The organism is Pseudoduganella albidiflava, assembly GCF_004322755.1.
Classification (GTDB): domain Bacteria; phylum Pseudomonadota; class Gammaproteobacteria; order Burkholderiales; family Burkholderiaceae_D; genus Rugamonas; species Rugamonas albidiflava.
The window spans coordinates 3,524,783-3,547,020 of sequence record NZ_CP036401.1; the positions used below are offsets into that span (position 1 = coordinate 3,524,783).

At 66.4% G+C, this 22,238-nt stretch carries 15 protein-coding genes and 1 tRNA gene; 8 read left to right on the plus strand and 8 right to left on the minus strand.

The annotated features are described in order from the left end of the window. Window positions 1–108: 108 nt before the first annotated feature. Window positions 109–2,352 carry a carboxy terminal-processing peptidase gene (locus EYF70_RS14605; protein ID WP_131146065.1) on the minus strand — a complete coding sequence of 748 codons (2,244 nt, stop codon included), beginning with the start codon at window positions 2,350–2,352 and terminating at the stop codon, window positions 109–111. 234 nt (window positions 2,353–2,586) lie between these two features. Continuing rightward, on the minus strand, window positions 2,587–3,141 hold the full coding sequence (locus tag EYF70_RS14610) for a thymidine kinase (RefSeq protein ID WP_131146066.1): 555 nt from the start codon (window positions 3,139–3,141) through the stop codon (window positions 2,587–2,589). A 235-nt stretch (window positions 3,142–3,376) separates the two neighbouring features. On the opposite strand from EYF70_RS14610, the gene EYF70_RS14615 reads away from it, so the two are divergent. Together EYF70_RS14615 and EYF70_RS14620 are read left to right on the plus strand one after the other, a co-directional pair. After that, entirely contained in the window at window positions 3,377–4,765 is a 1,389-nt protein-coding gene (locus EYF70_RS14615; protein ID WP_131146067.1) for a pyridoxal-phosphate dependent enzyme, read from the plus strand. Beyond that, window positions 4,762–6,015 (plus strand): trans-sulfuration enzyme family protein, encoded by a 1,254-nt coding sequence (locus tag EYF70_RS14620; protein ID WP_131146068.1) that lies wholly within the window; start codon window positions 4,762–4,764, stop codon window positions 6,013–6,015. The genes EYF70_RS14615 and EYF70_RS14620 overlap by 4 nt, the downstream gene beginning before the upstream one ends. Before the next feature lie 34 nt (window positions 6,016–6,049). Here EYF70_RS14620 and EYF70_RS14625 read toward each other — a convergent pair whose 3' ends face one another. The 3 genes from EYF70_RS14625 to EYF70_RS14635 form a co-directional block, all read right to left on the minus strand. Beyond that, window positions 6,050–7,420 (minus strand): hypothetical protein, encoded by a 1,371-nt coding sequence (locus tag EYF70_RS14625; protein WP_131146069.1) that lies wholly within the window; start codon window positions 7,418–7,420, stop codon window positions 6,050–6,052. Between the two features lie 364 nt (window positions 7,421–7,784). Continuing rightward, on the minus strand, window positions 7,785–9,980 hold the full coding sequence (locus EYF70_RS14630) for a penicillin acylase family protein (protein ID WP_131146070.1): 2,196 nt from the start codon (window positions 9,978–9,980) through the stop codon (window positions 7,785–7,787). 87 nt (window positions 9,981–10,067) lie between these two features. Then, window positions 10,068–10,919, minus strand: coding sequence for a hypothetical protein (locus EYF70_RS14635; protein WP_131146071.1), 852 nt, complete (start codon window positions 10,917–10,919; stop codon window positions 10,068–10,070). Window positions 10,920–11,086: 167 nt separating this feature from the next. Between EYF70_RS14635 and EYF70_RS14640 the strand changes: the two genes are divergently transcribed. Continuing rightward, window positions 11,087–11,173, plus strand: a tRNA-Leu gene (locus EYF70_RS14640). A 325-nt stretch (window positions 11,174–11,498) separates the two neighbouring features. Here the strand turns inward: EYF70_RS14640 and EYF70_RS14645 are convergent. Further along, complete coding sequence (locus EYF70_RS14645; RefSeq protein WP_131146072.1) at window positions 11,499–11,819, minus strand: terminase small subunit; 321 nt, start codon at window positions 11,817–11,819, stop codon at window positions 11,499–11,501. Between the two features lie 414 nt (window positions 11,820–12,233). Here EYF70_RS14645 and EYF70_RS31930 point away from each other — a divergent pair, with 414 nt between their 5' ends. The 3 genes from EYF70_RS31930 to EYF70_RS14660 all read left to right on the plus strand — a co-directional run bounded on the left by EYF70_RS31930 (window position 12,234) and on the right by EYF70_RS14660 (window position 14,052). Further along, on the plus strand, window positions 12,234–12,566 hold the full coding sequence (locus EYF70_RS31930) for an FxDxF family PEP-CTERM protein (protein ID WP_307722144.1): 333 nt from the start codon (window positions 12,234–12,236) through the stop codon (window positions 12,564–12,566). Between the two features lie 304 nt (window positions 12,567–12,870). After that, window positions 12,871–13,452, plus strand: a complete 582-nt coding sequence (locus tag EYF70_RS14655; protein ID WP_165497668.1) for a PEP-CTERM sorting domain-containing protein — start codon at window positions 12,871–12,873, stop codon at window positions 13,450–13,452. Between the two features lie 255 nt (window positions 13,453–13,707). After that, entirely contained in the window at window positions 13,708–14,052 is a 345-nt protein-coding gene (locus EYF70_RS14660; RefSeq protein WP_131146074.1) for a hypothetical protein, read from the plus strand. Between the two features lie 75 nt (window positions 14,053–14,127). On the opposite strand, the gene EYF70_RS14665 is transcribed toward EYF70_RS14660, so the two are convergent. Together EYF70_RS14665 and EYF70_RS14670 are read right to left on the minus strand one after the other, a co-directional pair. Beyond that, window positions 14,128–14,658 (minus strand): DUF2726 domain-containing protein, encoded by a 531-nt coding sequence (locus EYF70_RS14665; protein ID WP_131146075.1) that lies wholly within the window; start codon window positions 14,656–14,658, stop codon window positions 14,128–14,130. 60 nt (window positions 14,659–14,718) lie between these two features. Beyond that, complete coding sequence (locus tag EYF70_RS14670) at window positions 14,719–17,862, minus strand: glycoside hydrolase family 2 TIM barrel-domain containing protein (protein WP_229420869.1); 3,144 nt, start codon at window positions 17,860–17,862, stop codon at window positions 14,719–14,721. A gap of 180 nt (window positions 17,863–18,042) precedes the next feature. Between EYF70_RS14670 and EYF70_RS14675 the strand changes: the two genes are divergently transcribed. After that, window positions 18,043–19,212 carry an acyl-CoA dehydrogenase family protein gene (locus EYF70_RS14675; RefSeq protein WP_131146076.1) on the plus strand — a complete coding sequence of 390 codons (1,170 nt, stop codon included), beginning with the start codon at window positions 18,043–18,045 and terminating at the stop codon, window positions 19,210–19,212. Then, window positions 19,209–22,088 carry a response regulator gene (locus EYF70_RS14680; protein ID WP_131146077.1) on the plus strand — a complete coding sequence of 960 codons (2,880 nt, stop codon included), beginning with the start codon at window positions 19,209–19,211 and terminating at the stop codon, window positions 22,086–22,088. Before EYF70_RS14675 ends, EYF70_RS14680 begins: the two co-directional genes overlap by 4 nt. Window positions 22,089–22,238 lie beyond the last annotated feature (150 nt).

Here is a 22,238-nt window from a genome sequence, read left to right on the forward strand (position 1 = left end):
AGTCAGCGATCTGATCGAAGCGCGGCGGAGCGTCGGGCCGGCAATGGAATGCCGGCGAAAAAAAGGGGAGCCCGAAGGCTCCCCAGGAGTCATCCCTGCCAGGAATGATCAGCGGTCCGGCGCGTACGGCAGCACGCGCGAGGCGAGACGGGTATCGGTTTTCAGCAGGCTCACTTCATCGGCCATGATGTGCACCGCTTCCAGCAGCAGCACGTCCTTGGCGTTCTTGGCGGCCTTTTCCGCTTCCAGTTCGGCGCTCAGCGAGCGTTCGTCGCCCTGCAGGCCATCATCGGTGCGGCTGACGCCCTTCACGGCGGCGGCAGCCTGCTTGGCCTGCTTGGCGCCGGCCGGCTTGGCGGCGACGGCGTTCTTGGCCGCTTCCTTCGGATCGGGCACCAGGATCGGATCGTCCGCGGACGGCGCGGCGGCCAGGCGGGCATCGCGCTGCTTGGCGCGCGCTTCCTGCTCGTCGCGCTCCTTGCGGCGCTCCTTCTCGTTCAGCGAGATGAGGTTGTCCTTGCGCTGCTGCTTCACGTAGTTGACGTCCTCGACGAGGAACTGGAAGTCCTTGTCCTTCGCCACCCGTGCCTCATGCTTCTTGGCCAGCAGCGGAACGATGTCCTTCACCTCGCCGGCCGGGATGTAGACGGCCGGCTTGATCACCGTGTACGGCAGCGCATTGTCGTAGCTCGACTCGCCGAAGTTCTCGGCATCGGTCAGCTGCGGCAGCTTGATGTCCGGCGTGACGCCGCGCAGCTGCGTGGTGCCACCGTTGATGCGGAAGAACTGCGCCACCGTCATCTTCAGTTCGCCCAGGCGCTGCTTGTCCTGCGCGAAGCGGTCCAGGCTGATCAGCGTCTGCACGGTACCCTTGCCGAAGCTCGGTTCGCCGATGACGATGCCGCGGCCGTAATCCTGCACGGCGGCGGCGAAGATTTCCGATGCCGATGCCGAGCCGCGGTTGATCAGCACGCCGATCGGACCATCCCATGCCAGGCCGGGCAGCGTGTCGTTTTCCACTTCCACGCGGCCTTCGGCGCTGCGCTGCTGCACCACGGGGCCCTTGTCGATGAACAGGCCGGTCAGCTCCACCGCCTCGGTCAGCGAACCGCCGCCGTTGTTGCGCAGGTCGATCAGCACGTTGTCGACCTTGTCCTTCTTCAGCTCGGCAAGCAGGCGTGCCACGTCGCGCGTGGCGCTCTTGTAGTCCTTGTCGCCGCGGCGGCGGGCCTCGAAATCCTGGTAGAAAGTGGGCAGCGAGATCACGCCGATGCGGCGTTTCACGGCGCCATCCTTCACTTCCATGATCGTCTTCTTGGCCGACTGCTCTTCCATGCTGATCTTCTTGCGCACCAGCGAAATCATCACCGGCTTCGCATCGGGACCGGCGTCGCCCGGCAGCACCTGCAGGCGCACCTTGGAATCCTTCGGGCCGCGGATCTGCTGCACCACGTCGTCGATGCGCCAGCCCAGCACGTCCGTGACGGCGCCGGTCTCGCCCTGCGCCACGCCGACGATCTTGTCGCCCACCTTCAGCTTGCCGGACATGCCGGCCGGGCTGCCGGTAACGATCTCCCGGATCACCGTGTATTCGTCGCGCGTCTGCAGCACGGCGCCGATGCCTTCCAGCGACAGGCGCATCTGGATGTCGAAATTGTCGGAAGCGCGCGGGCCCAGGTAATTGGTGTGCGGTTCGATCGACATCGCATACGCGTTCATGAAGATCTGGAACACATCCTCGCCGTTCAGCTTGCGCGAACGCGACAGGTAGTTTTCATAGCGCTTGTCCAGCGTGTCGCGGATCGCCTTGTCGTCCTTGCCGGCCAGTTTCAGGCGCAGCCAGTCATTCTTGACACGCTTGCGCCACAGGTCCTTCACATCGGCCTCGCTCTTCGGCCATTCGGCCTTTTCGCGGTCGTACTGGTAGCTTTCGTCCAGCGTGAAATCGGGCTTGGTCTTCAGCAATTCGCGGGCGTACGCGATGCGCTCGTTGAAGCGCTGCTGGTAAAGGTTGTAGATGTCGAACGGCATCTGCAGGTTTTCGCCGACGATCGCATCGTCGAGCTTGCCTTTGGCACCGGCATATTTGTCCAGGTCGGCTTGTACGAAAAACAGCTTTTCCGCATCCAGCGACTTGAAATAGCGGTCGTAGATCTTTTCCGACATCGCATCGTCCAGCGGCGTCGCCTTGTAGTGATAGCGGGACAGCACGCGGGACGCCCACAGCGCGGCCTGGGTCTGCTGTGCGGCAGGCTTGAGCTGCTCGACGGCCGCCTTGTCGGCGGGCGCGGCATTACCATAGGCGGACAGGATAGCCAGCGACATCGCGGCCAGCAGCATTTGCTTCTTCATCGGCATGCTCCGAATTCTAAAATGACGATTTGCGGACAGGCTCGTTCATTACAAGCCCGCTCCCGGCTTATTCTACAGGAGACACGGCGCTGATTCGCCCCTCACGCTTAAGTGCGTATTAAAGAATGCGAACCGTTCTGGCAACGAATTGGCAACGACGCGGCAGCGATCTGGAAATCAATTGACCGGATTGCAAAAGCTTGTAAATCCGTTAGCACCATATATAAATAAACGTTAATGTCCGCCGCTATAAAAGCAGCGGCCGCATGCCTGACGGTAGCGCTCGTTACCACCGATGGCGATCTGCGCGCCTTCGCGGATGCGATTGCCGTGCTCGTCCACGCGGATATTCATCGTCGCCTTCTTGCCGCAAGTGCAGATATTCTTCAGCTCCTCGATCGTATCGGCCAGCGCCAGCAGGTAGACCGAGCCCGGGAAAGGTTCGCCGCGGAAATCGGTACGCAGGCCATAGCAGATTACCGGCACGCCTTTCACCTGCGCCAGCTGGTGCAATTGCTGCACCTGCGGCACGGTGAGGAATTGCGCCTCGTCGACGAGCACGCACGCCACCTTGTCGATCTCCAGGAAATTGGTGGCGGCATCGAAGGTTTCCACGTCGCGCTGCAAGCCCAGCCGTGAGGTGATCTTGCCCACGCCGAAGCGGTCGTCGATCGCGGCGGTAAACAGCCGCACCGCCTGGCCCTGCTCCTCATAGTTGTGGGCGACCTGGAGCATCGCGGTGGATTTTCCCGCGTTCATCGCGGAGTAACGGAAATAGAGTTTTGCCACTGCGGACCTGCTGTAAAAAAGTGTAATCCCGGATTATAGGTGAGTGCACAGCGGTCAGTGAACAGCGGCTGGTGCCCCGCCCACAGTGCCCGCGCCACGCGCCCAGCTGCGCTTGCCCCCGGGCCGCGAATCGGCGCATACTGCCATGGCACCGTCCGCGGCCGCACCACGGCTCATGGACATCTCATATGGACACCCGTTCATTCGCGCTCATTCGATCCCACAAGGAGAGACCATGCCGAACACCAGCTCCCCCGAAGCCGCCACGCCCGCGCTGTATGGGCTGATCGGCAATACCCCCCTGGTCGAAGTCACCCGCCTGGACACCGGTCCCTGCCGGCTGTTCCTGAAACTCGAATCCCAGAATCCCGGCGGCTCCATCAAGGATCGCATCGCGCTGTCGATGATCGAAGCGGCCGAGCGCGACGGGCGCCTGCAGCCGGGCGGCGTGATCGTCGAAGCCACCGCCGGCAACACCGGCCTGGGCCTCGCGCTGGTCGGCCGCATCAAGGGCTACCGCGTGGTACTGGTGGTGCCGGACAAGATGGCCACCGAGAAGGTCCTGCACCTGAAGGCGCTCGGCGCCGAGATCCACATCACCCGCTCCGACGTGGGCAAGGGGCACCCCGAGTATTACCAGGACCAGGCCGCCCGGCTGGCCGCCGACATTCCCGGCGCGTTCTATGCGGACCAGTTCAACAATCCGGCGAACCCGCTGGCCCACGAGACCACCACCGGGCCGGAGCTGTGGCAGCAGAGCAGCCAGCAGCTGGACGCGATCGTCGTCGGTGTCGGCTCGTCGGGCACGCTGACCGGCCTGTCGCGCTATTTCGCCCGGGCCAATCCGGACCTGGCCTTCGTGCTGGCCGATCCCAAGGGTTCCATCCTCACCGAATTCCTGCGCACCGCGCGCGTGCCGTCGACCAGCGGGTCGTGGGCGGTGGAAGGCATCGGCGAGGATTTCGTGCCATCCATCGCCGATTTCTCGCGCGTGAAACAGGCCTACACGATCACCGACCAGGAAAGCTTCGACTGCGCGCGCGCCCTGGTGCGGGCCGAAGGCATCCTGGGCGGCTCGTCGACCGGCACGCTGCTGGCCGCGGCCCTGAAATACTGCCGCGAGCAGACCGAGCCGAAGCGCGTGGCCACCTTCGTCTGCGACACGGGCACGCGCTACCTGTCGAAGATGTACAACGATGGCTGGATGTTCGACCAGGGCCTGATCGAGCGGCCGCCCACCGGCGACCTGCGCGACCTGATCGGCCGCCGCTACGACGCGGGCGAGGTGGTCAGCGTGGCGCCGACCGACACCCTGCTGGTGGCCTTCAACCGCATGCGCGCGGCCGACCTGGCGCAGCTGCCCGTGATCGAGAACGGCAGGCTGGTGGGCATCCTCGATGAATCGGACCTGCTGCTGAAGGTGGGCAACCAGGCCGCGCACTTCGCCAGCCCCGTCGGCGACACGATGACGTCCCGCCTGGAAACGCTGCAGCCGGGCGACAGCGTGCAGGCGCTGCGCAGCACGCTCGACCGGGGCCTGACCGCCGTGGTGGCGGACAGCCAGCGGTTCTACGGCCTGGTCACCCGCTACGACCTCCTCAACCACCTGCGCAGGACGCTATGAGCCAATCCGACGATCAACTGGACAATGAGAAACAGCACGACCAACCGCGCGACGACCCACGGCACGACGATCAGCCTCGCGGCGAACAACGCCAGCAACTGGCCACCCGCGTGATCCACGCCGGCCAGTCGCCCGATCCTTCCACGGGCGCGATCATGCCGCCCATCTACGCCACTTCCACCTTCGTGCAGCAAAGCCCCGGCGTGCACAAGGGGCTCGACTACGGCCGCTCGCACAACCCCACGCGCTGGGCGTTCGAGCGCTGCGTCGCGGACCTGGAAAGCGGCGCGCAGGGGTATGCCTTCGCCTCCGGCCTGGCGGCGATTTCCACGGTACTGGAACTGCTGGACGCCGGCTCCCACATCGTCGCCGGCGACGACATGTACGGCGGCAGTTTCCGCCTGTTCGAGCGGGTGCGCCGCCGCAGCGCCGGCCACGAGTTCACCTATGCCGACCTGACCAACCCGGAGAACCTGCTAGCCGTGCTGCGGCCCGAGACCAGGATGGTCTGGGTCGAGACACCGACCAACCCGATGCTCAAGCTCGCCGACCTGGCGGCGATCGCCCGCATCTGCCGCGAGCGCGGCATCATCGCGGTGGCCGACAATACCTTCGCCAGCCCGATCGTGCAGCGCCCGCTGGAACACGGCTTCGACATCGTGGTGCACTCGGCCACCAAGTACCTGAACGGCCATTCCGACATCATCGGCGGCATCGCCGTCATCGCCGGCGAGGAACGCCAGGCCGCCTGGCGCGAGGGGCTGGGCTTCCTGCAGAACTCCGTGGGCGCGATCCTGGGCCCGTTCGACAGTTTCCTCGCGCTGCGCGGCGTGAAGACATTGGCGATCCGGCTGGAGCGCCATTGCGCCAGCGCGCTGGAACTGGCCCAGTGGCTGGAACGCCAGCCGGCGGTGCGCAAGGTGTATTACCCGGGGCTGCCGTCGCACCCGCAACATGCGCTGGCACGGCGCCAGATGCAGGGCTTCGGCGGCATCATCTCGATCGACCTCGCCACCGACCTGGCCGGGGCGCGCCGCTTCCTGGAGCGCTGCGAATTGTTCGCGCTGGCCGAAAGCCTGGGCGGCGTGGAGAGCCTGATCGAGCACCCGGCGCTGATGACGCACGCCACGATCCCCGCCGCGCAGCGCGCGCAACTGGGCATCGGCGACGGCCTGGTGCGGCTTTCGGTGGGCATCGAGGATGTCGGCGACCTGCGCCGCGACCTCGCCGATGCGCTGGCCGCGATCTGATGGGCTTCCCTGAACCCGGCCTTCCTGCGCGCGGCTAGTGCCCTGACCCGCCCCGCTTCGGCTCATCGGTACGGAACAGGCGCCGGACGAAGTTCTCCAGCGCCTGGAACACGCCCTCGACGCCGAAGCCGGCAATGAACGACAGCGCCGAACCGGACAGCGCCCACGCATCCAGCAAGCCTTTCGATTCGCCGGGCGCCGCGCCGGAAGGATTGATGAACAGCCCGATACAGGCGCCGATCGTGCCGCCCAGCGCCAGCTGCAGCAGGGCCATCGTCGAATCGCGCGGCGACAGCAGGCTTTCCCGCATCCGCTCCCACAACCGCCGCACCACGGCGGCGCCGGCGCCCAGCATGCCATAGGCCAGCGGCAGGAACGATGTCCCGACCACCAGCGTGACGATGCGCGCCATTTCCTCGGTGCCCCGGCGCCGCACGCTGGCGTCTTCCGGATCGCGCGTATTGACCGGCTCGGGGCGGTAGAAGATGCTGTAGAAGCTGCGCCACGGCGCCAGCCATTCGCGCAAATTCAGCCGCACCGCGCGGCGCTCCTCGCGCAGCGCCTCGGCGCGGTCGCAGAACTGGTATTCCTCGGTGGTGCGGTAGCGCGGCTTGCCGTCCGGCCCCGTCAACGCGCAGAAACGCACCGGCTCCGGATCGCGCGCCAGCCTGCCCTTCGCATCGGCCGCCATCAGGCGCGCCCGCTCGTCGGCCGTGTATTTCAGCTCGGCGGTGGAGATTTCCGCGCGCAGCTCGCTGGTGCGGGTGCGCACCGCGTCGAGATGGCCGAGGATCACGTTCCCCGCCGCCACGTGCCACGACAGCGCGCACGTCAGCGCCAGCGACGACAGCAGGAACAGCACGAGCCACAGCATGCGGTGGTTGAAATTGATCGCCACGCCGATCAGGCCCGGGTAGGCGTAGCGCGCCAGCGTGACGCGCGTGGGCTTGTCCCACATCTGGCCGCCCTGCCCGCGCTGGGGCGACGGCGGCGCTTCCTTCGGGGTTCGCGAGAACACGTCGCGCAGCAGCCGGCGCAGCACGTTCATCTTCTTGCGCCGGTCTTCCTCGCCGACCACCAGGATCGTGAACGCCACCGAGAGCCCGGTGGCCGGGCGTGCCACGGTGTTGAGCATGTCCTTGGCGCGCATCAGCGCCACCGCCTGCTCCAGGCGCAATCCGGGATCGGCGGCCGGTGTCAGCCCGATCTCGCAGATCGTGCGGATGATCTGCGCCGGGTCCGCGCCCGCCTCGGCGCGCAAGTCCTTGTCCCAGCGGCCGGAAATATGGTCGAGCAGCAGGAAGACTTCGTACAGCTCGCGCACGAAGATGAATTCCTCGAGCCGGAGTTTCTCGCCGTCACCCGGCGCCGGGCCGGGTGCACGCTCGTCGTCGGTTGCGGCCATGGCATCCTCCACCGTGCTGGTGGATCGATTCTACGCCCGCCCCCGCCACGAAAAACGGTGACAGGCACCATTTTTCCTGAAACATTTCAGACTCAAAAACGGTGACAGGCACGATTTTTCGGGAAACATTTCAAATTAAATGGAGCCTGTCACCATATTTTACATATTCGACGCGCATGCATTCACCCCAACGGCGAAGGGCCGGGGTCAGGAAGGAATGCTGGCCTGCATGCCAGCATCGTTCCGCAGGCGCGAAGCATGCTTCGCGAAACCCCTGCTACACCCCGGCGGGTCGGACCCCGGAATCTGCACTTGGGGTGGGCTTATTCAAGCGCCATTAGCCTGTTACCGTTTTCCAGTAGCGCTACAGCCCCGGGTGGTACTGCCGTTCCAGGTTCTTCCGCACGTCTTCCTTGTAGAACAGCACATCCTTGAATTCGCCGCGCGCATACATCTCGGCCTGGTCGCTGAAGTGCGGCGAGGCGGGGTCGCCGCTCTGCCCGCCCGCCAGGATGCTCTTGGCGCGGATCCGCGGCCCGAACTCGACAGCCGCCACGAAGCTGTTGCCACGCTCGCCATAGATGCGCTTCGTGGTCTGCGGCGACGTCATGCCGTAGGCGGCCAGCGCGCCCCAGTTGCCCGAGGCGTACGGCACCGGAATGCTCGGCTTGCTGTCGTCGAACGGCTGCACGATGTCGCCCGTCACGCGCTGGAAGCGGTTGATCTCGCCCCACGGCGTGCGCCACGTGCCGAAAGCCTTTTCCAGCGTGGCCGATGCCCGTGCCAGCGCTTCGAGCCGCTGCGCCGGCGTGAGCCGCTTCTCGGCATATTCCAGCACGGGGATGCCCGCCTCCTTCGCCGCCGGGCCGTGGACTTTCACGAGATCCTGCAGCCAGTAGATGCCGAGCGAAGTGGGCACCGATGCCAGCGCATAGCGCATGTCCCAGCCGCGCAGCGTGGCGACCTGCTCCGCCAGCGCGGCCTTGTCCGGCGATCCGGCGGGTAATTCGTCGTAGGCACGCAGCAGCAGCGGCAGCAGCGGTTCGAAGGCAGTCAGCTGGCTGTCGTAGGCGGCGGCGATCAGCGACTCCAGCGTGAAGTCCTTCTTGTCATGCAGTACGCGCACGGCGTGGATGCCACGCGGGTTTTCCGGATTCATCGACATGTACGCCGGATAATCCTGCCGGCGCGGGCTGTACTGTCCCGCCGCCGAGTACGGCCAGTTATTGGTGTTCTGGATCCAGCCATTCTTCGGATTGAACAGCCGGATGGTTTCCTCCACGCTGTGCAAACCCTTCCAGTCGGTGGCCGGATCGCTGCCATCGACCGGCTTGGTGAAATCGAAGCGCGGGTCCCGTTTCGGGATGAAATTGCCGTGGAAGTAGGCGATGTTACCGTCCGCATCCGCGTACACGGTGTTGTTCGACGAGTTGGTGCGCAACTCCATCGCCTTCCAGAACGCCTTGTAGTCACGCGCACGGGTGCGCAGGTACGACTGCTGCAGCGCCTTCAGCGGCTGGTTCATCAGGGCCACGGACACCCACTTGTCCCCCTCGCGCCGCACCACCGGACCGTGGTGAGTGAAGTACGCGGTGACCTTCTTTTCGGCCATGCCGCCGGGTACCTTGAACGGCAGCGTGATCGCCACTTCCTTCACCGGGCGCAGCTCCTTGCCATGCCGGTACCAGTACTTGCCATCCTTCTTGACGACGGTTTCCAGGAATTCGTCGATGACGTCGCCGCCGCCCGACGTATGCATCCACCCCAGCCGGTCATTGAATCCCTGGTAGACGAAGAACTGGCCCCACGTCACGGCCCCATAGGCATTCAGCCCCGCCTCGCTGACCACGTGGATCTCCGGGCGGAAATAGAACGAGGTATGCGGATTGATCATCAGCAGCGCGTGGCCGCTCTTGCTGAGGTGTGGCGCGATGGCGAAACCGTTCGAGCCGCCGGGTTCCCGGTCGAGACTTCCCGTATCCGGCGCCCCGGCCAGTACGGGCATGTCCGCATAGAAGCGCTGCAGCGCCGGCACGTCGACTTCCTCGATATCGCCGCCGATGCTGCCTTCCGAGAAGCTGAGCGCCATCCACGGCTCGAAGCGCGTCAGCAGCTGCGGCCGCACCTGCGGGTGCGTATGCAGGTACCAGTTCAAGCCGTCGGCCCACGCGTTCATCAGCTTCTTCAGCCACGCAGGGCTGGCCTTGTACTGCGCCTTCAGTTCGTCCGGACGGATGAAGAGCTTCATCCGCAAGTCGTCGTACAGCGCCTTCTCACCCTCCACCTCGGCCATGCGCCCCAGCGCCGTGATGAAATTGCGCTCCACGCGCCGGAAATCATCCTCGGCCTGCGCGTACAGCATGCCGAACACCGCGTCCGCATCCGTCTTGCCGTACACGTGCGGGATCCCCCACTTGTCGCGCAGGATCGTCACCCGCTTCGCCTGCGCCTGCAAGCGCAGCACTTCGGCGGGCGCCAGCTTTGTGGCTGGCCGGTCGGCCGGCGCCGCCAGGACGGCGATCGGGAGCAGGCATCCAAGTACAGCGGCGGTTTTCAGCATACGGACCTTTCGATGGTGGATAACGATGCGTCGCCGGCCGGCCCGGAAGCGCCGGCCAGCCGGCTCAGGAGGCGTCGACCAGCTGGCTCAGGAAGCGTCGACCAGTTGGTCGATGCGCTCGCGCAGCTCGGCATTTTCGGCACGCAGCGCCGCGTTCTTCGCCTTCAGCTCCGCCACTTCGGCGCGCAGGTGCTCGACTTCGGTCAGCGGCTGGTCCGGCTGCGACGGCGTTTCGCCGCCGTCTTCCCATGGCGCCGGCTTGGCCGGTTTCACCGGGCGCGCGGCGGCACGCTGTTCGCGCACTTCCTTGGCAGCCTGCTGCAGCGACTTCTTCCCGCCGGCCACCGCGCTTACCTGCTCTTCGGCGGGCAGCGTGGCCACGGTGGCGGCGGCGTTGATCGAGATCGTGCCGGTGCGAACGGCTTCCACCAGCTCCGGCGTGGCCGTCTTCTGGATCTTCTCGATCTGCGAGATGGTATTGCTGGACAGGCGCGCGGCGCGGGCGATGTCCTCGCGCGACGTGCGCACTTTCGGCACCGCCGACGCTTCGGCATCCGGGTCCGGCGGCGCGATGGCCGCGTCCTCGGCCTTGATGCGCGCGGCGTCTTCCTCCAGGCGCTTGGCCAGGATGTCCTTCTTGCGAAGTGCCAGCACGCCGCGCTGGAAATCGCCAACGCTGCGGCGGCCCAGGTGGTTGTCGATCATCCACAGCATCACGTCTTCCATGCTCTGGAAACGCTCGTTCTGCACGACCTTGAACGGTATGCCGTGCTGCTGGCAGATCGCATAGCGGTTATGGCCATCGACGAGTACGTCGCCCCACAGCACGAGCGCATCGCGGCACCCTTCGGCCAGCAGGCTGCGCTCCAGCGCCTCGTGTTCGGCCTCGGTCAGCGGCTCAATGTAAGCGCGCAGCATGTCATTGATCTGGATTTGCATTATTCCGTGTTCCTTGAAAAACAAGCGGCACGCCGATGGCGTGCCGTCCAGCATGCTACACCAATCGGGCGGGCTGGCGGAAGGCTGACTTGTTTTGGCGAAGGACCGGCGCGATAGCACGGCAGCTCTGGAAGTTGGCGTGCAGACATGTCATAATGGCGGGCTGTGCCCCTGTGGTGAAATTGGTAGACACACCGGACTTAAAATCCGTTGCCTGCAAGGGCGTGCCGGTTCGATTCCGGCCGGGGGCACCACTGACTATCTGCACCACCTCTCACTTTCCCTCACTTCCTTCACTTCCCGATGTAAATCAACGAGTTAAGGCACTTTTGCCAACTCGGCAGAACGCACTGTTTACCACTAAAAAAAACACTGATTTCTGCTACGCGTCACGAACATTTCACAAACAAATCACGAACAAGGAATGGCGACTTTCAAGAAGGTGCAGCTCAAGAGCAGTGTGTCCTGGCGCGTCCAGATCCAGTGCCTGGGGGTGAGGGAGGCGAAGAGCTTTTTACCATCACGCCCTCGGCCAGCTTGCGCTCGGCGGTTTTGATCGCACCGGTCATCTTCCACGCGTTACTTGATCTCTGCGGCCCGTTCGTTCATCGCGGCCTTCAGGAAGGCCTTCGGGTCGGAGAAGTGCACCAGGGACGCCAGGTCGAAGGCCGCGCGCGCTGGCTCCTTCGGCGGCGGCGCGGCAGGCTTGCCGGCTGCTCGCTTGCGCACCTCCTTCTTGCGCTCAGCGAGGTAGCCGGCAACGTCCGCGTCTTTAACAAGTCGCGATCCCGCGGCCGACGCCGTCGCGGCGCTGTAGCCTGCGGCAATCGCCGCGTCTTTATTCGAGAGCCCGGCCAAAACGGCATCGGCGAAGGCCCGCTTTTTGCCGGTTAAAGCCATAACAAAATCCTCCAAGGGAGAAAAATTCTTCGCGTGAGGAACAATGCGGTGTCCGGCCCGAAAGGTTCAGACTTTCGCCCCGCCCCCCTCTGCTAACAGTTGCCCTCCCGGCCTACTCATCACGATGGCAATAATGCAACCGCTTCGAACAAAGCCGGTTGAAGACATGCTAATGTCACAACGTCATGTGGCCATGTACGCCGTTGCGTGCTACCCATATCAACCACTTCCAAGGACTGCAATGAAGCTGACTCGTCTCTTGTGCGGCACTGCCGCTGCGGCACTGCCGCTGCGGCAACACTACTTTGGGCCAACGCGGCCAACGCGGAACTGTATCAATTCGCTATAAGCGGCGACTATTCGGCGACGTGGCAGCTTGATACCGATAAGGCACCGACTGCTGTCTACCCCGGAGTGAGCTTTTACTACCTCAGCGTCGGCGGCTTGTTTCCCGACACTACGTGGAGCACTGCCGACATATATTTCAGAAACAGTTCGCAAGGTGGCGGCCTGTTTATCGTTGATTCCGGACCCAACTCGCCCCTGGTCCTGAGCAGCGGCCCCCAGCTCTACAGCGGCAGCGAAGCTGATTTCGACTTCGTGGTTGGTACCCATGTGCTGACCGAGGCAATGGGCCCGGGCAGCTACACGCTAACCATTTCGGCCGTGCCCGAACCAGCAACGTACGGCATGATGTTAGCAGGCCTGGGCTTGGTCGGAGTGGCACTGCGCCGTCGCCAAAGCTAATGTCTAAGTGAGCGGCGCGCGCTGACTTGGCGGCATGGCCATAAGCGCCTTCCGCGTGAACGGCGCGCATCTCCGGGGCCCCTCGCCGTTGGTCAGTCGATGGCGTGGCCGCCGGCTGCCCTGCTGACCAACTCCGCACACGAGTGATCCTCGATCAGGGTGCATTGCACGCATCGCTCAGTGCAAAAAATCACGAAATTCTCTCTTATCGAGCGCATGGCCACGACTTGAGCCTATGCTGTAAGTCTGGGCGGTTCTCCCGCCTGTAATGCGAAAGCGCAATCATTCAACGATTGGAGGGACTATGTTGAAGCTGATTCTATCGGCCGGGCTACTGGCCGCCAGCGCTGTCACGGCACAAGCGGCCGAGACCGAGTATGCGTTCCAATGGACTGGCTTTGCAGAACTGTCCCCGATGGATGAGCTCATTGCCTGGTATCCGAACATTACCTACAGCGGCACGTTCCGGGGCGAAGACATTGATCACGATAGTGTGATCAGGCTGGACGAGATTTCAAGCTTGCGCATGACTGACTATCACCCTGATTTCGTCGTCGGCTGTCCGGCAGCCGGACCCAGTGTCGTAGGCCCTTCCGATTGCATGTTGACCAGTTTTACGTACGAGCTCGGCGGCGACCTGGCTTTCAGCGCCGCGTATCAAATTTCAGACAGAGGGGACTCGTACCATTGGTTCGGGTTCTCGCCGCCCTATGGCATGTCGTGGGAGCCTGCTCACCACGGCGATGGCTACGAGTACCGCATCACGGACGATACGATATTCCAGATCGCGGCGGTGCCGGAACCGGCTTCCTGGATCATGTTGCTCAGCGGCCTCGGCCTTGTCGTCGCAACCATCCGCAAGCACGGCCGGTCCCAGGGCCGCTGACCGAAGAGATAACGCACGCCATCAGCCAGAAGACAAGACGGTCGAACATCCGGTTGCCCTTGCCCAGCCTGCACCGCTGGCGCCACCAGGTCGACATCGGTTGATCGCCGCGAACGCAATTAGCGTGGGTATCCCGGCGCCAGCCGCGCTTGAAGCAGGCATTCGCGTGCTGGCAAGCGACGTTATAGCTTGTCGAAGTACCCGGCGATTCCCGAACACGCGCCAGCCATGCGCGCCGCCTGCTATGCTTCGCCCATGACTACCGATTCCGATATTGAACTGTCCGGCCCGTTCCAGGCCGCCGACAGCAGCGGCCGCACCCATGAAGTGAAGGCCATCCGCATCTTCGACGAGGGCTACGGCATCATCGACGTCTACGTCGATTTCGCCAAGCCGCTCGACGGCGGCCACAAGGACGCGGCCCTGCTGCGCCAGATCGTCGAGCGCCTGCGCGCGCTGGGCTACAAGGGGCCTGACTTCGGGCTCAGCGACCCCGGCTTGCAGGAAAGCAAGCTGATCGTGCTGGAAGCGCCCGAGGAATTCGCCACCTTCGCCAAGAGCCGCGGCTGGAAGAACCTGGCCGAAGAGTTCGACGAATAAGCAGTTCGACGAATAAGCAGTTCGACGAATAAACAGTACGACGGGTAAGCGGCGGCATGCTGCCGCGCGGGAACCTCAGGCAGGACTGAAGCGCACACTGGCCTCGGCGATGACGGAGGCTGGATCGGCCGGCAGCACGATCGACCTGATCGCCGCTGCCGTCGGTTTCGCGCGTGCTTCGAAGCGCACCGTCCGTACCCCGGCCTGGCGCAGGCGCTCGTCGCGGATCTTGTCCCTGCTACGCTGGTGAGTCCTGTCATCGAGCTCCACCACGGCAACCACGTCGCAACGCTTGTCGCAGACCACGTAGTCGACTCGCTGTTGCGCAACGCGCAGCCGGTCGCTGTGCCGGCTTTTCTTGCTGTGGCTCGCCGGCTCGAGCAATGCCGACATCGCCACCTGCGGGAAGATATAGTGCTGCGGGAGCGCGGCGACGAGCCGGCCGAAGAACTCCAGCTCGTTCTCAGTCATCAATGGCCGGCCGCGGTAGGTCCCCGGCGTGCCGGAAGGACGGCGCCGCGCGAACAGCAAGGCCACCGCGGCCATCGCTACAACCAAAGCCAGCGCGCCAAAGACCAACACCAGCAAGTTCAACACATCCATCATAAAAGTATCCACCAGGAATCATTTCGGCATCTTAGCCGCACGATCCTGCCGGCGCCAGTCTCATTTGAACCGGAACATCAAACTCCCCCGATACTCGCCCTGCGCCACCGGCCATGCCGCCGCCGGCCCCAGCACTTCCGTACCGCTGAACTTTTCCCCGATGGCGGGAATCGCGTGCAGCCACGACAGGTCGCCGGCGGGGAATTCCACCGTCGTGTTCCCATGCGAGATGCGCGGCGTGCCCACGCGCAGGTAGCCGTCCTGCGGGCCGGCGCTCACCAGCAGCTCGCCAGGCTGCGTGGCCAGTTGCGCCCAGCGCACGCCAGCGAAGAAACCCTGCGATTCCGGGTAGCGGAAGGTTTCGCCCGGCTGCTGGTCGAAACGCGCCAGCTCGTGCACGCCCAGCCAGGTGCCGTGCAGCCGGTTTTTCCAGACCCGGTACGGGCCCTGCCCCAGCCAGCGCACCGAGCGCAGCGCCGTTTCGGCATGGTCGAAGGTCACGCCGTGGTACTGTACCGTGCCCTCGAGCCGGTAGGCATAGTCCAGCCGCAGCGTGCCGTCGGCCCGCAGCGTCCAGCGCGTGCTGTCCAGCCCTCCACTGTTGCGCGCCTCCAGCCACGCGGTGCCCTGGGCATCCGTGCCGCTGGTGATGCTGGCGCCACTTGCGGCCAGCGAGGGGAAGCGCTGCGCGGCATGTCCCAGCCGCACGCTGCTGAAGGCCAGCGGCTGGCCATGCTCGTCCACGGGTTTCGACACCCGCACCGCCAGCACGGGCTGCGGCGGGAAACGGTACTCGCTGCCATCCGAGCGGCGGCGCGACGCATCGAACACGGTTTTCCACACTTGCCCGTCGGCGCTGATTTCCACCTTGAAGCGTGCATAGGCCGACTTCTTGTCCATGTCGGGAATCAGCTCCAGCACGCTGGCAACCCGCGGGCTCGCCAGGCGCCGGATCCCGCTGCCGGGCTCTTCGCCGGCGAATGGCAGCCACTCGACCGCCGCATCCCTGGCCGGCCGGGCAAACGCCAGCCGGGGGCCGTTGGCCAGCGCCGATACCCGCTCGCCGTTACGCAACGCCCGCAACTGGCCGCCGGCATCGAAGTCCGCACTGACGTTGCCGGCCACCAGCCGAACCGTCCCGTCACCTTGTTCGACACGCGGCGCGCCGAGCGCCTCGCCAGTCCTCGTGGCGCGGGCGGCCAGGTCCGGTACCGGATAGCTCCACGTCCACAGCTGGCCCCCATCAGGACCGCGCGCTGTCACCTCCAGCGCGTCGGCGGCGTGGCTGCGCCAGTTCGCCGGCAGGCGCAGGTCCAGCACGCCGCGGCGGCGTGCCGCAACCCGTGGCCCGGCAACCTCGCCCTTCGCCAGCACGCGCGGATCGGCCGCCGCCGCCGAGGGGCCGGGATAGCGCACCAGCCGCCACGCGAAGCGCACCTGGTCGAGATTGTGGAAGTCATACCGGTTGTCCACTTCCAGCCTGCCATCGAAGCGCTGGTCGAGCACCGCACTGGTCAGCCGCACGGGCGACCAGATGTGGCGCACCGCGTGGTAGCTGCCCTCCTTTTCATGGGCCGGACCGACGATGCCGTCCGGCCCATAGGTGCCGTACGGGTCGACACGGTTGCCCTGGTCGGTGCGCACCACGCCTTCGTCGTTCAGGGCCCAGATCACGCCGCCCACGCCCACCGGCGACGCCATCATCGCGTTCCAGTAGTCGTCCAGGCTCGCCGCGCCGCCACCGTCGTACAGCGCGTGCAGGAACTCGGTCGGCAGGAACAGGTTGGGCCCGCCCAGGCGCTCGTTCAGCAGCTGCCAGTTCGGATAGTGCTTGGTGTCGATATCGCCGAAGATGGCCCACGGGTGGATCACCGGGCGCTTCTGCGGGTCATACTTGTGGTATTCGCCGTCCAGGTCGAAGTTGAAGCCGCCCTCGTTGCCGTTGGCCCAGAACAGGATGCTGGGATGGTTCACGTCGCGCGGCACCATTTCCCCCACCAGCTTGCGGCCGATCTCCGTGCCGTGCGCGGCCTGCCAGCCGGACAGTTCATCGATCACGTACAGCCCCAGCTCGTCGGCCGCGCGCAGGAAAGCCGGGTCGGGCGGGTAATGCGACATGCGCGCCGTGTTCATGTTCATCGACTTGATCAGGCGCGCATCGGCGTAGTTGTCTTCCGGGTCGAGGGCGCGGCCCGTCGCAGGCCGGAAACTGTGCCGGTTGACGCCCTTGATCACGATCTTGCGGCCGTTCAGGTACAGGCCATCGCCCTTGCGCACCTCGAACGTGCGGAAGCCGAAGCGCTCGGTCGTCGTGTGCAGGGCCTTGCCGCCCTGGCGCAAGGTCAGCCGGAGCGAATACAGGTGCGGGGTCTCCGCCGACCACAGGCGCGGCCTGGCGACGGCGAGGTTCACCTTCAGCGGCGTGCCGGCAACGGCCGGTTTACCGACCGCGCTACTGACCGGACGCCCGACCGGCTTGCCTGCCGCGTCGAGCACCTGCGCTTCCACCGTGGTGCCGGCCGCCGGGCCGGCCAGCGTCACCAGCGCGGCCAGGCTGCCATCCGCCCGCGCATCGATGGCGGCATGCGCGATCGACCGCGCCGGCGCCGCCTCCAGCCATACGGGGCGGAAGATGCCGCCGAAGACCCAGTAGTCGCCGCGCCGTTCCGCCTTGTCCGTCAGCGGGTCGGCAGCCTTCTTGCTGACATCGACTTCCAGCACATTGTCGGCGCTGTCCCCATGCTTCACCGCCGCCGTGATGTCGTAGCTGAAGCGGTAGAAGCCGCCCACGTGCGGCGCCCCGGCCTGCACCCCGTTGACGCGCACGGTGGCTTCCGTCATCACCCCTTCGAACACCAGCCTGATGGCGCGCCCCTTCCAGGCCGGCGGCACGGCGAACTTCACGCGGTACTGTCCCTGCTCCACGTGGCGCTTGTCGCCCTCGCCGTAGTCGTAGCCGCCGAATCCCTGCAGTTCCCAGTTCGAGGGCACGGGAATGGTGCTCCAGGCGCCGGCGCGCCGGCCATCCGACACCTTGAATTCCCACGGCACGGCGCTGGACGGCCCGGTGCCGGACAGGTAACGCTGCTCGGTGACGGGGGCTGCGGCCAGCACGGCGCCGGCTGATGCCAGCAGGAGGGCGGCGACCGCCGGCCGGGCCGAAGCGGGTATGAACTGCGCCGAAGCGGGCATGGGCGTGGGCATGGGATGGCAATGATAGTTGGCACCGCGCCAGCATATCCCCATCGTCGCGCCAAGTCAGCGTTCCGGGCCATTCGCTCAACATCATGCGCGCGCCGGGCCGCCAGCCCAGCCCGGGCCATCGTGCGCGAGCCCGGCGCGACCTTGTCCTATACTGGATGGACATCCACCATGGTGCCCCCCATGATCTTTCCCAACGAACTCGAGCAGCTGGTCGGCGTGACCCGGGGCATCGTCGACAGCGTCGTCGCGCCGCGCGCGGCCGAGGTCGACGAACACTGCACCTGGCCAGCCGCCTCGATGGCCGCCTTCGCGCAGGCCGGCCTGCTCGGCCTGCAGGTACCCACCGCGCTGGGCGGCCATGGCCAGGGCTTGCTGGCACTGGCGGCCGTCAGCGCCGAGATCGGCCGCGAGTGTCCCTCCTCGTCGCTGTGTTTCGGCATGCATTGCGTGGGCACGGCCGTCATCGCCGCCAAGGCCACCGCATACCAGCAGGAGCGCTACCTGCGGCCGATCGCCGCCGGGCGGCACATCACCACCCTGGCGCTGTCCGAGGCGGGCACGGGCGCCCACTTCTACCTGCCCGAAACGCAGCTCGACCTGGCGGGCGACGGCGCCGACGCCGTCTACACCGTCACCGGCACGAAGCAGTTCGTCACGAACGGCGGCCACGCCGATTCGTATGTGGTCTCCACGGTGGCCAGCGGCGGCAACCCCGACGGCGGCGATTTCAGCTGCCTGGTGGTCGATCGCGATACCCCGGGCATGGCGTGGCAGGGCGACTGGGCCGGTTTCGGCATGCGCGGCAACTCGTCGCGCACGCTGGCGCTCGATGGCGTGCCGGTGCCGGCGGCGAACCTGCTGGGCGTCGAGGGCGACCAGGTCTGGTATGCGTTCGAGGTGGTGGCGCCCTACTTCCTGCTCGCGATCGCCGGCACCTATCTCGGCATCGCCCAGGCCGCGCTGGAAGTGGCGGGCACGCACCTGCGCAACCGGCGCTACGCCCATTCGGGCACGGCGCTGCGCGACATCGAAACCATGCAGACGCGCTACGCGAAGATGTGGATCGCCTACCGCAAGACCCGCGCACTCGTGTTCGAGGCGGCGGCGCGGGGCGACGCCGGCGATCCGGAGGCGCTGCCGTTCATCCTGGCCAGCAAGGCCGATGCCGGCGAGACCGCCATCGCGCTGGCCAGCGACGCGATGACGATCTTCGGTGGCACCGCATACCGCGACAACAGCCGCGTCGCGCAGATGCTGCGAGACGCCCGCGCCAGCCATGTGATGTCGCCCACCACCGACCTGCTGAATATCTGGGCGGGGCGCGCCCTGCTGGGCCTGCCGCTGCTATGAGCGGGCCGGCGCACGCCACCGCGCTGCTGGTCGGCGATGGGCCGGCGCGGGAACTGGCCGCCGCCCTCGAAGCCGAGCATGTCTCGCTGCTGCAGGCCGCGCCGGGTACAGCGGCTGCCACGCTGGAGGCCGCCGTGCAGCGCGGCAGTTCGCCCGCCGTCTGCATCCTGGCGGGCGTGCCCGCGCCGCTGGCGCTGGTGCGCGAATTGCGCCAGGGCTGGTCGGGCCCCGTGCTGCTGGCCTGCCCGGCCGATGAACTGGCCGAACTGCGCCGCCGCCTGAGCTACACGCCGATGCTGGGCCCGAACGTGTCGCTGCTGGAAGAGAGCGACCCCGCGCTGGCCGGCGAAATCGTCAAGGCGGTGCGGGCCGAGGCGCGTGCCCGGCAGCTGCGCACCACGCTGCAGCGCGCCAACGCCCGGCTCGCGCCCGCCAGCGCCGCCATGGCCGGTGCCATCGCCGGCACGAGCGATGTCCACCGCCTGGTCACCGCCGAACGCTACCTGACCCGCTTCCTGGAACAGTCGGCCGAGGCCATCGTCGGCCTCGACGGGCGCGACCGGGTGCTGTACTGGAACGATGCCGCCGCGCGCCTGCTCGGTCCCACGGCGCGCGAGGCGCGCGGCCGCGCCATCGGCGAGCTGCCGTTCTGGAACGACGCTGTCGCACAGGCGCTGGCAGCCGTGCGGGGAAGCGCCGAGCACGCCGTGGCCGAGGTCCAGGCGGTGCCGGACACCCCGGTCGCCGTGCTGGAAGTGGCGCTGTCCGCCATCGCCGACGAGCAAGGGGCCTACGCGGGCGCCATGCTGCTGCTGCGCGACGTGTCCGAGCGCCACCGGCAGCTGGCGCTGGAGCGTTCGCGCAGCATCGAAGCCATCTCGGTGGCGAACAGCCGCTATCGCCACCTGGCCATGCTGTTCGACCGCGCGCCCGGCTTCCTGGCCGTCACGCGTGGGCCGGACCATGTGTTCGAACTGGCCAACCGGGCCTACCTCGCCACCTTCGGCAGCCGCGCGCTGCTCGATCGCACCATGCACGACGCCTTCCCGGAATTGCGCGACCAGCTCTTCATGCGCCTGCGCGACGAGGTGTACCGCACCGGCGAACCGTACGTGGGCCGCGACGTGCCGGTCCAGGTCCGCCTGCGCCCGGACGCCGAACCGGTCGAACGCTTCCTGGAATTCGTCTACCAGCCGCTGGCCGGCAAGGATGGGCGCGTGTGGGGCATCATCTGCCAGGGCAACGACGTGACCGGGCAAAAACAGATGCGCGACCAGTTGCTGGCGCACCAGAACGAGCTGGAGCGGCTGGTGGCGGAGCGCACAGCCGAGCTGCAGAGCGCCCAGGCCGCGCTGCACCATGCGCAGAAGCTGGAATCGATCGGCAAGCTGACCGGCGGCGTGGCCCACGACTTCAACAATATCCTGCAGATCCTGCGGGCCAACCTGGAGCTGCTGGGCCAAGCGGTCGATCCCGCCGGCGGCGCGGCGCGGCGGGTCGACAGCGCACTGGCCGCGGTGGACCGCGGCACCAAGCTCACGGCCCAGCTGCTGGCCTTCGCGCGGCGGCAACCGCTGCGCCCCGAACCGGTGGACCTGGCCGTCGTGGTGCGCAGCCTGTCCGACCTGCTGCACCGCGCACTGGGCGAAGCGATCGACATCGAGACCAGGGCCGAGGCCGGCCTGTGGGCCACGCTGGTCGACCGCATGCAGTTCGAGAACGTGCTGCTGAACCTGGCCATCAACGCCCGCGACGCGATGGCGGGTGCGGGGCGGCTCACGATCGAGCTGTCGAATGTCGAGCTGGATGCGCGCTACACGGCCCGGCAGGAAGACCTGCGGCCGGGTCCCTATGTGATGCTGGCCATGTCCGACACCGGCCGCGGCATGGAACCGGAAGTGCTGGCCCGTGCCGTGGAACCGTTCTTCACCACCAAGCCGGAAGGCGAAGGCACCGGCCTCGGGCTCAGCATGGCCTATGGCTTCATGAAGCAGAGTGGCGGCCACCTGAAGATCCACAGCGAGCCCGGCAAGGGCACCTCCGTCCAGCTTTACCTGCCGCGCACGCTTGAATTGCCGGCGTACCAGACGGAGCCGACCGGCAGCGCAGTACGCGGCGGCAGTGAAACCATCCTTGTCGTCGAGGACGATGCCGAGGTGCGCGCCGTCGTCACGGATGGCCTGGCCGGCCTGGGTTACACGGTCTTGCAGGCCGAGCATCCGGATGCGGCGCTGGCCGTGCTGCAAGGCGGCGCCCGCGTCGACCTGCTGTTTACCGACGTCATCATGCCCGGCAAGCTGCGCAGCCCGGAACTGGCGCGGCTCGCCGCCGAGCTATTGCCCGGCATCGGCGTGCTGTACACGTCGGGCTATACGCGGGACGCCATCGTCCATGCCGGCCGCCTCGATCCGGGCGTCGAGTTGCTGAGCAAGCCCTACACGCGGCAGCAGCTCGCCGCGCGCGTGCGCCAGGTGCTGGACCGGCGGCCTGCGCAGGCGGCACCGGCCGGCCCGGCCGCGCCACCCGCGCCAGCGACGCCACCCGCCCTACGCCGCGTGGTGGTGGTGGAAGACAACGACGATGGCCGCGACCTGCTGTGCGAAATGATCGGCTTGCTCGGCTGCGACGCGGCCGGCGTGCGCACGGCCGAGGAGGCGCTGCCATTGCTGGCCACGGCGGACATCCTGCTGACCGACGTCAACTTGCCCGGCATGTCCGGCGTGGAACTGGCGCGCCACGCGCACCGCGACCATCCGGGCGTGCGCATCGTGTTCGCCAGCGGCGGCACCCGGCCGGACGTGGACTTCCCGGCGGCGGCGATCCGGAAGCCGTTCTCGATGGCGCAGCTGGAGCTTGCGCTCAAGGGAGCAGCGTAGAAAGACCGGAGGAAAGCGACGCAGCGCATGATGCCGCTAAGTAATGCAGTTAACGTCAGCCCACCCCAAGTGCAAATGCCGGGGTCAGACCCAGCGGGTCTGACCCCAGCCCTTCGCCTCTGGGGTAAATGCATGCGCTCTCAATGCATT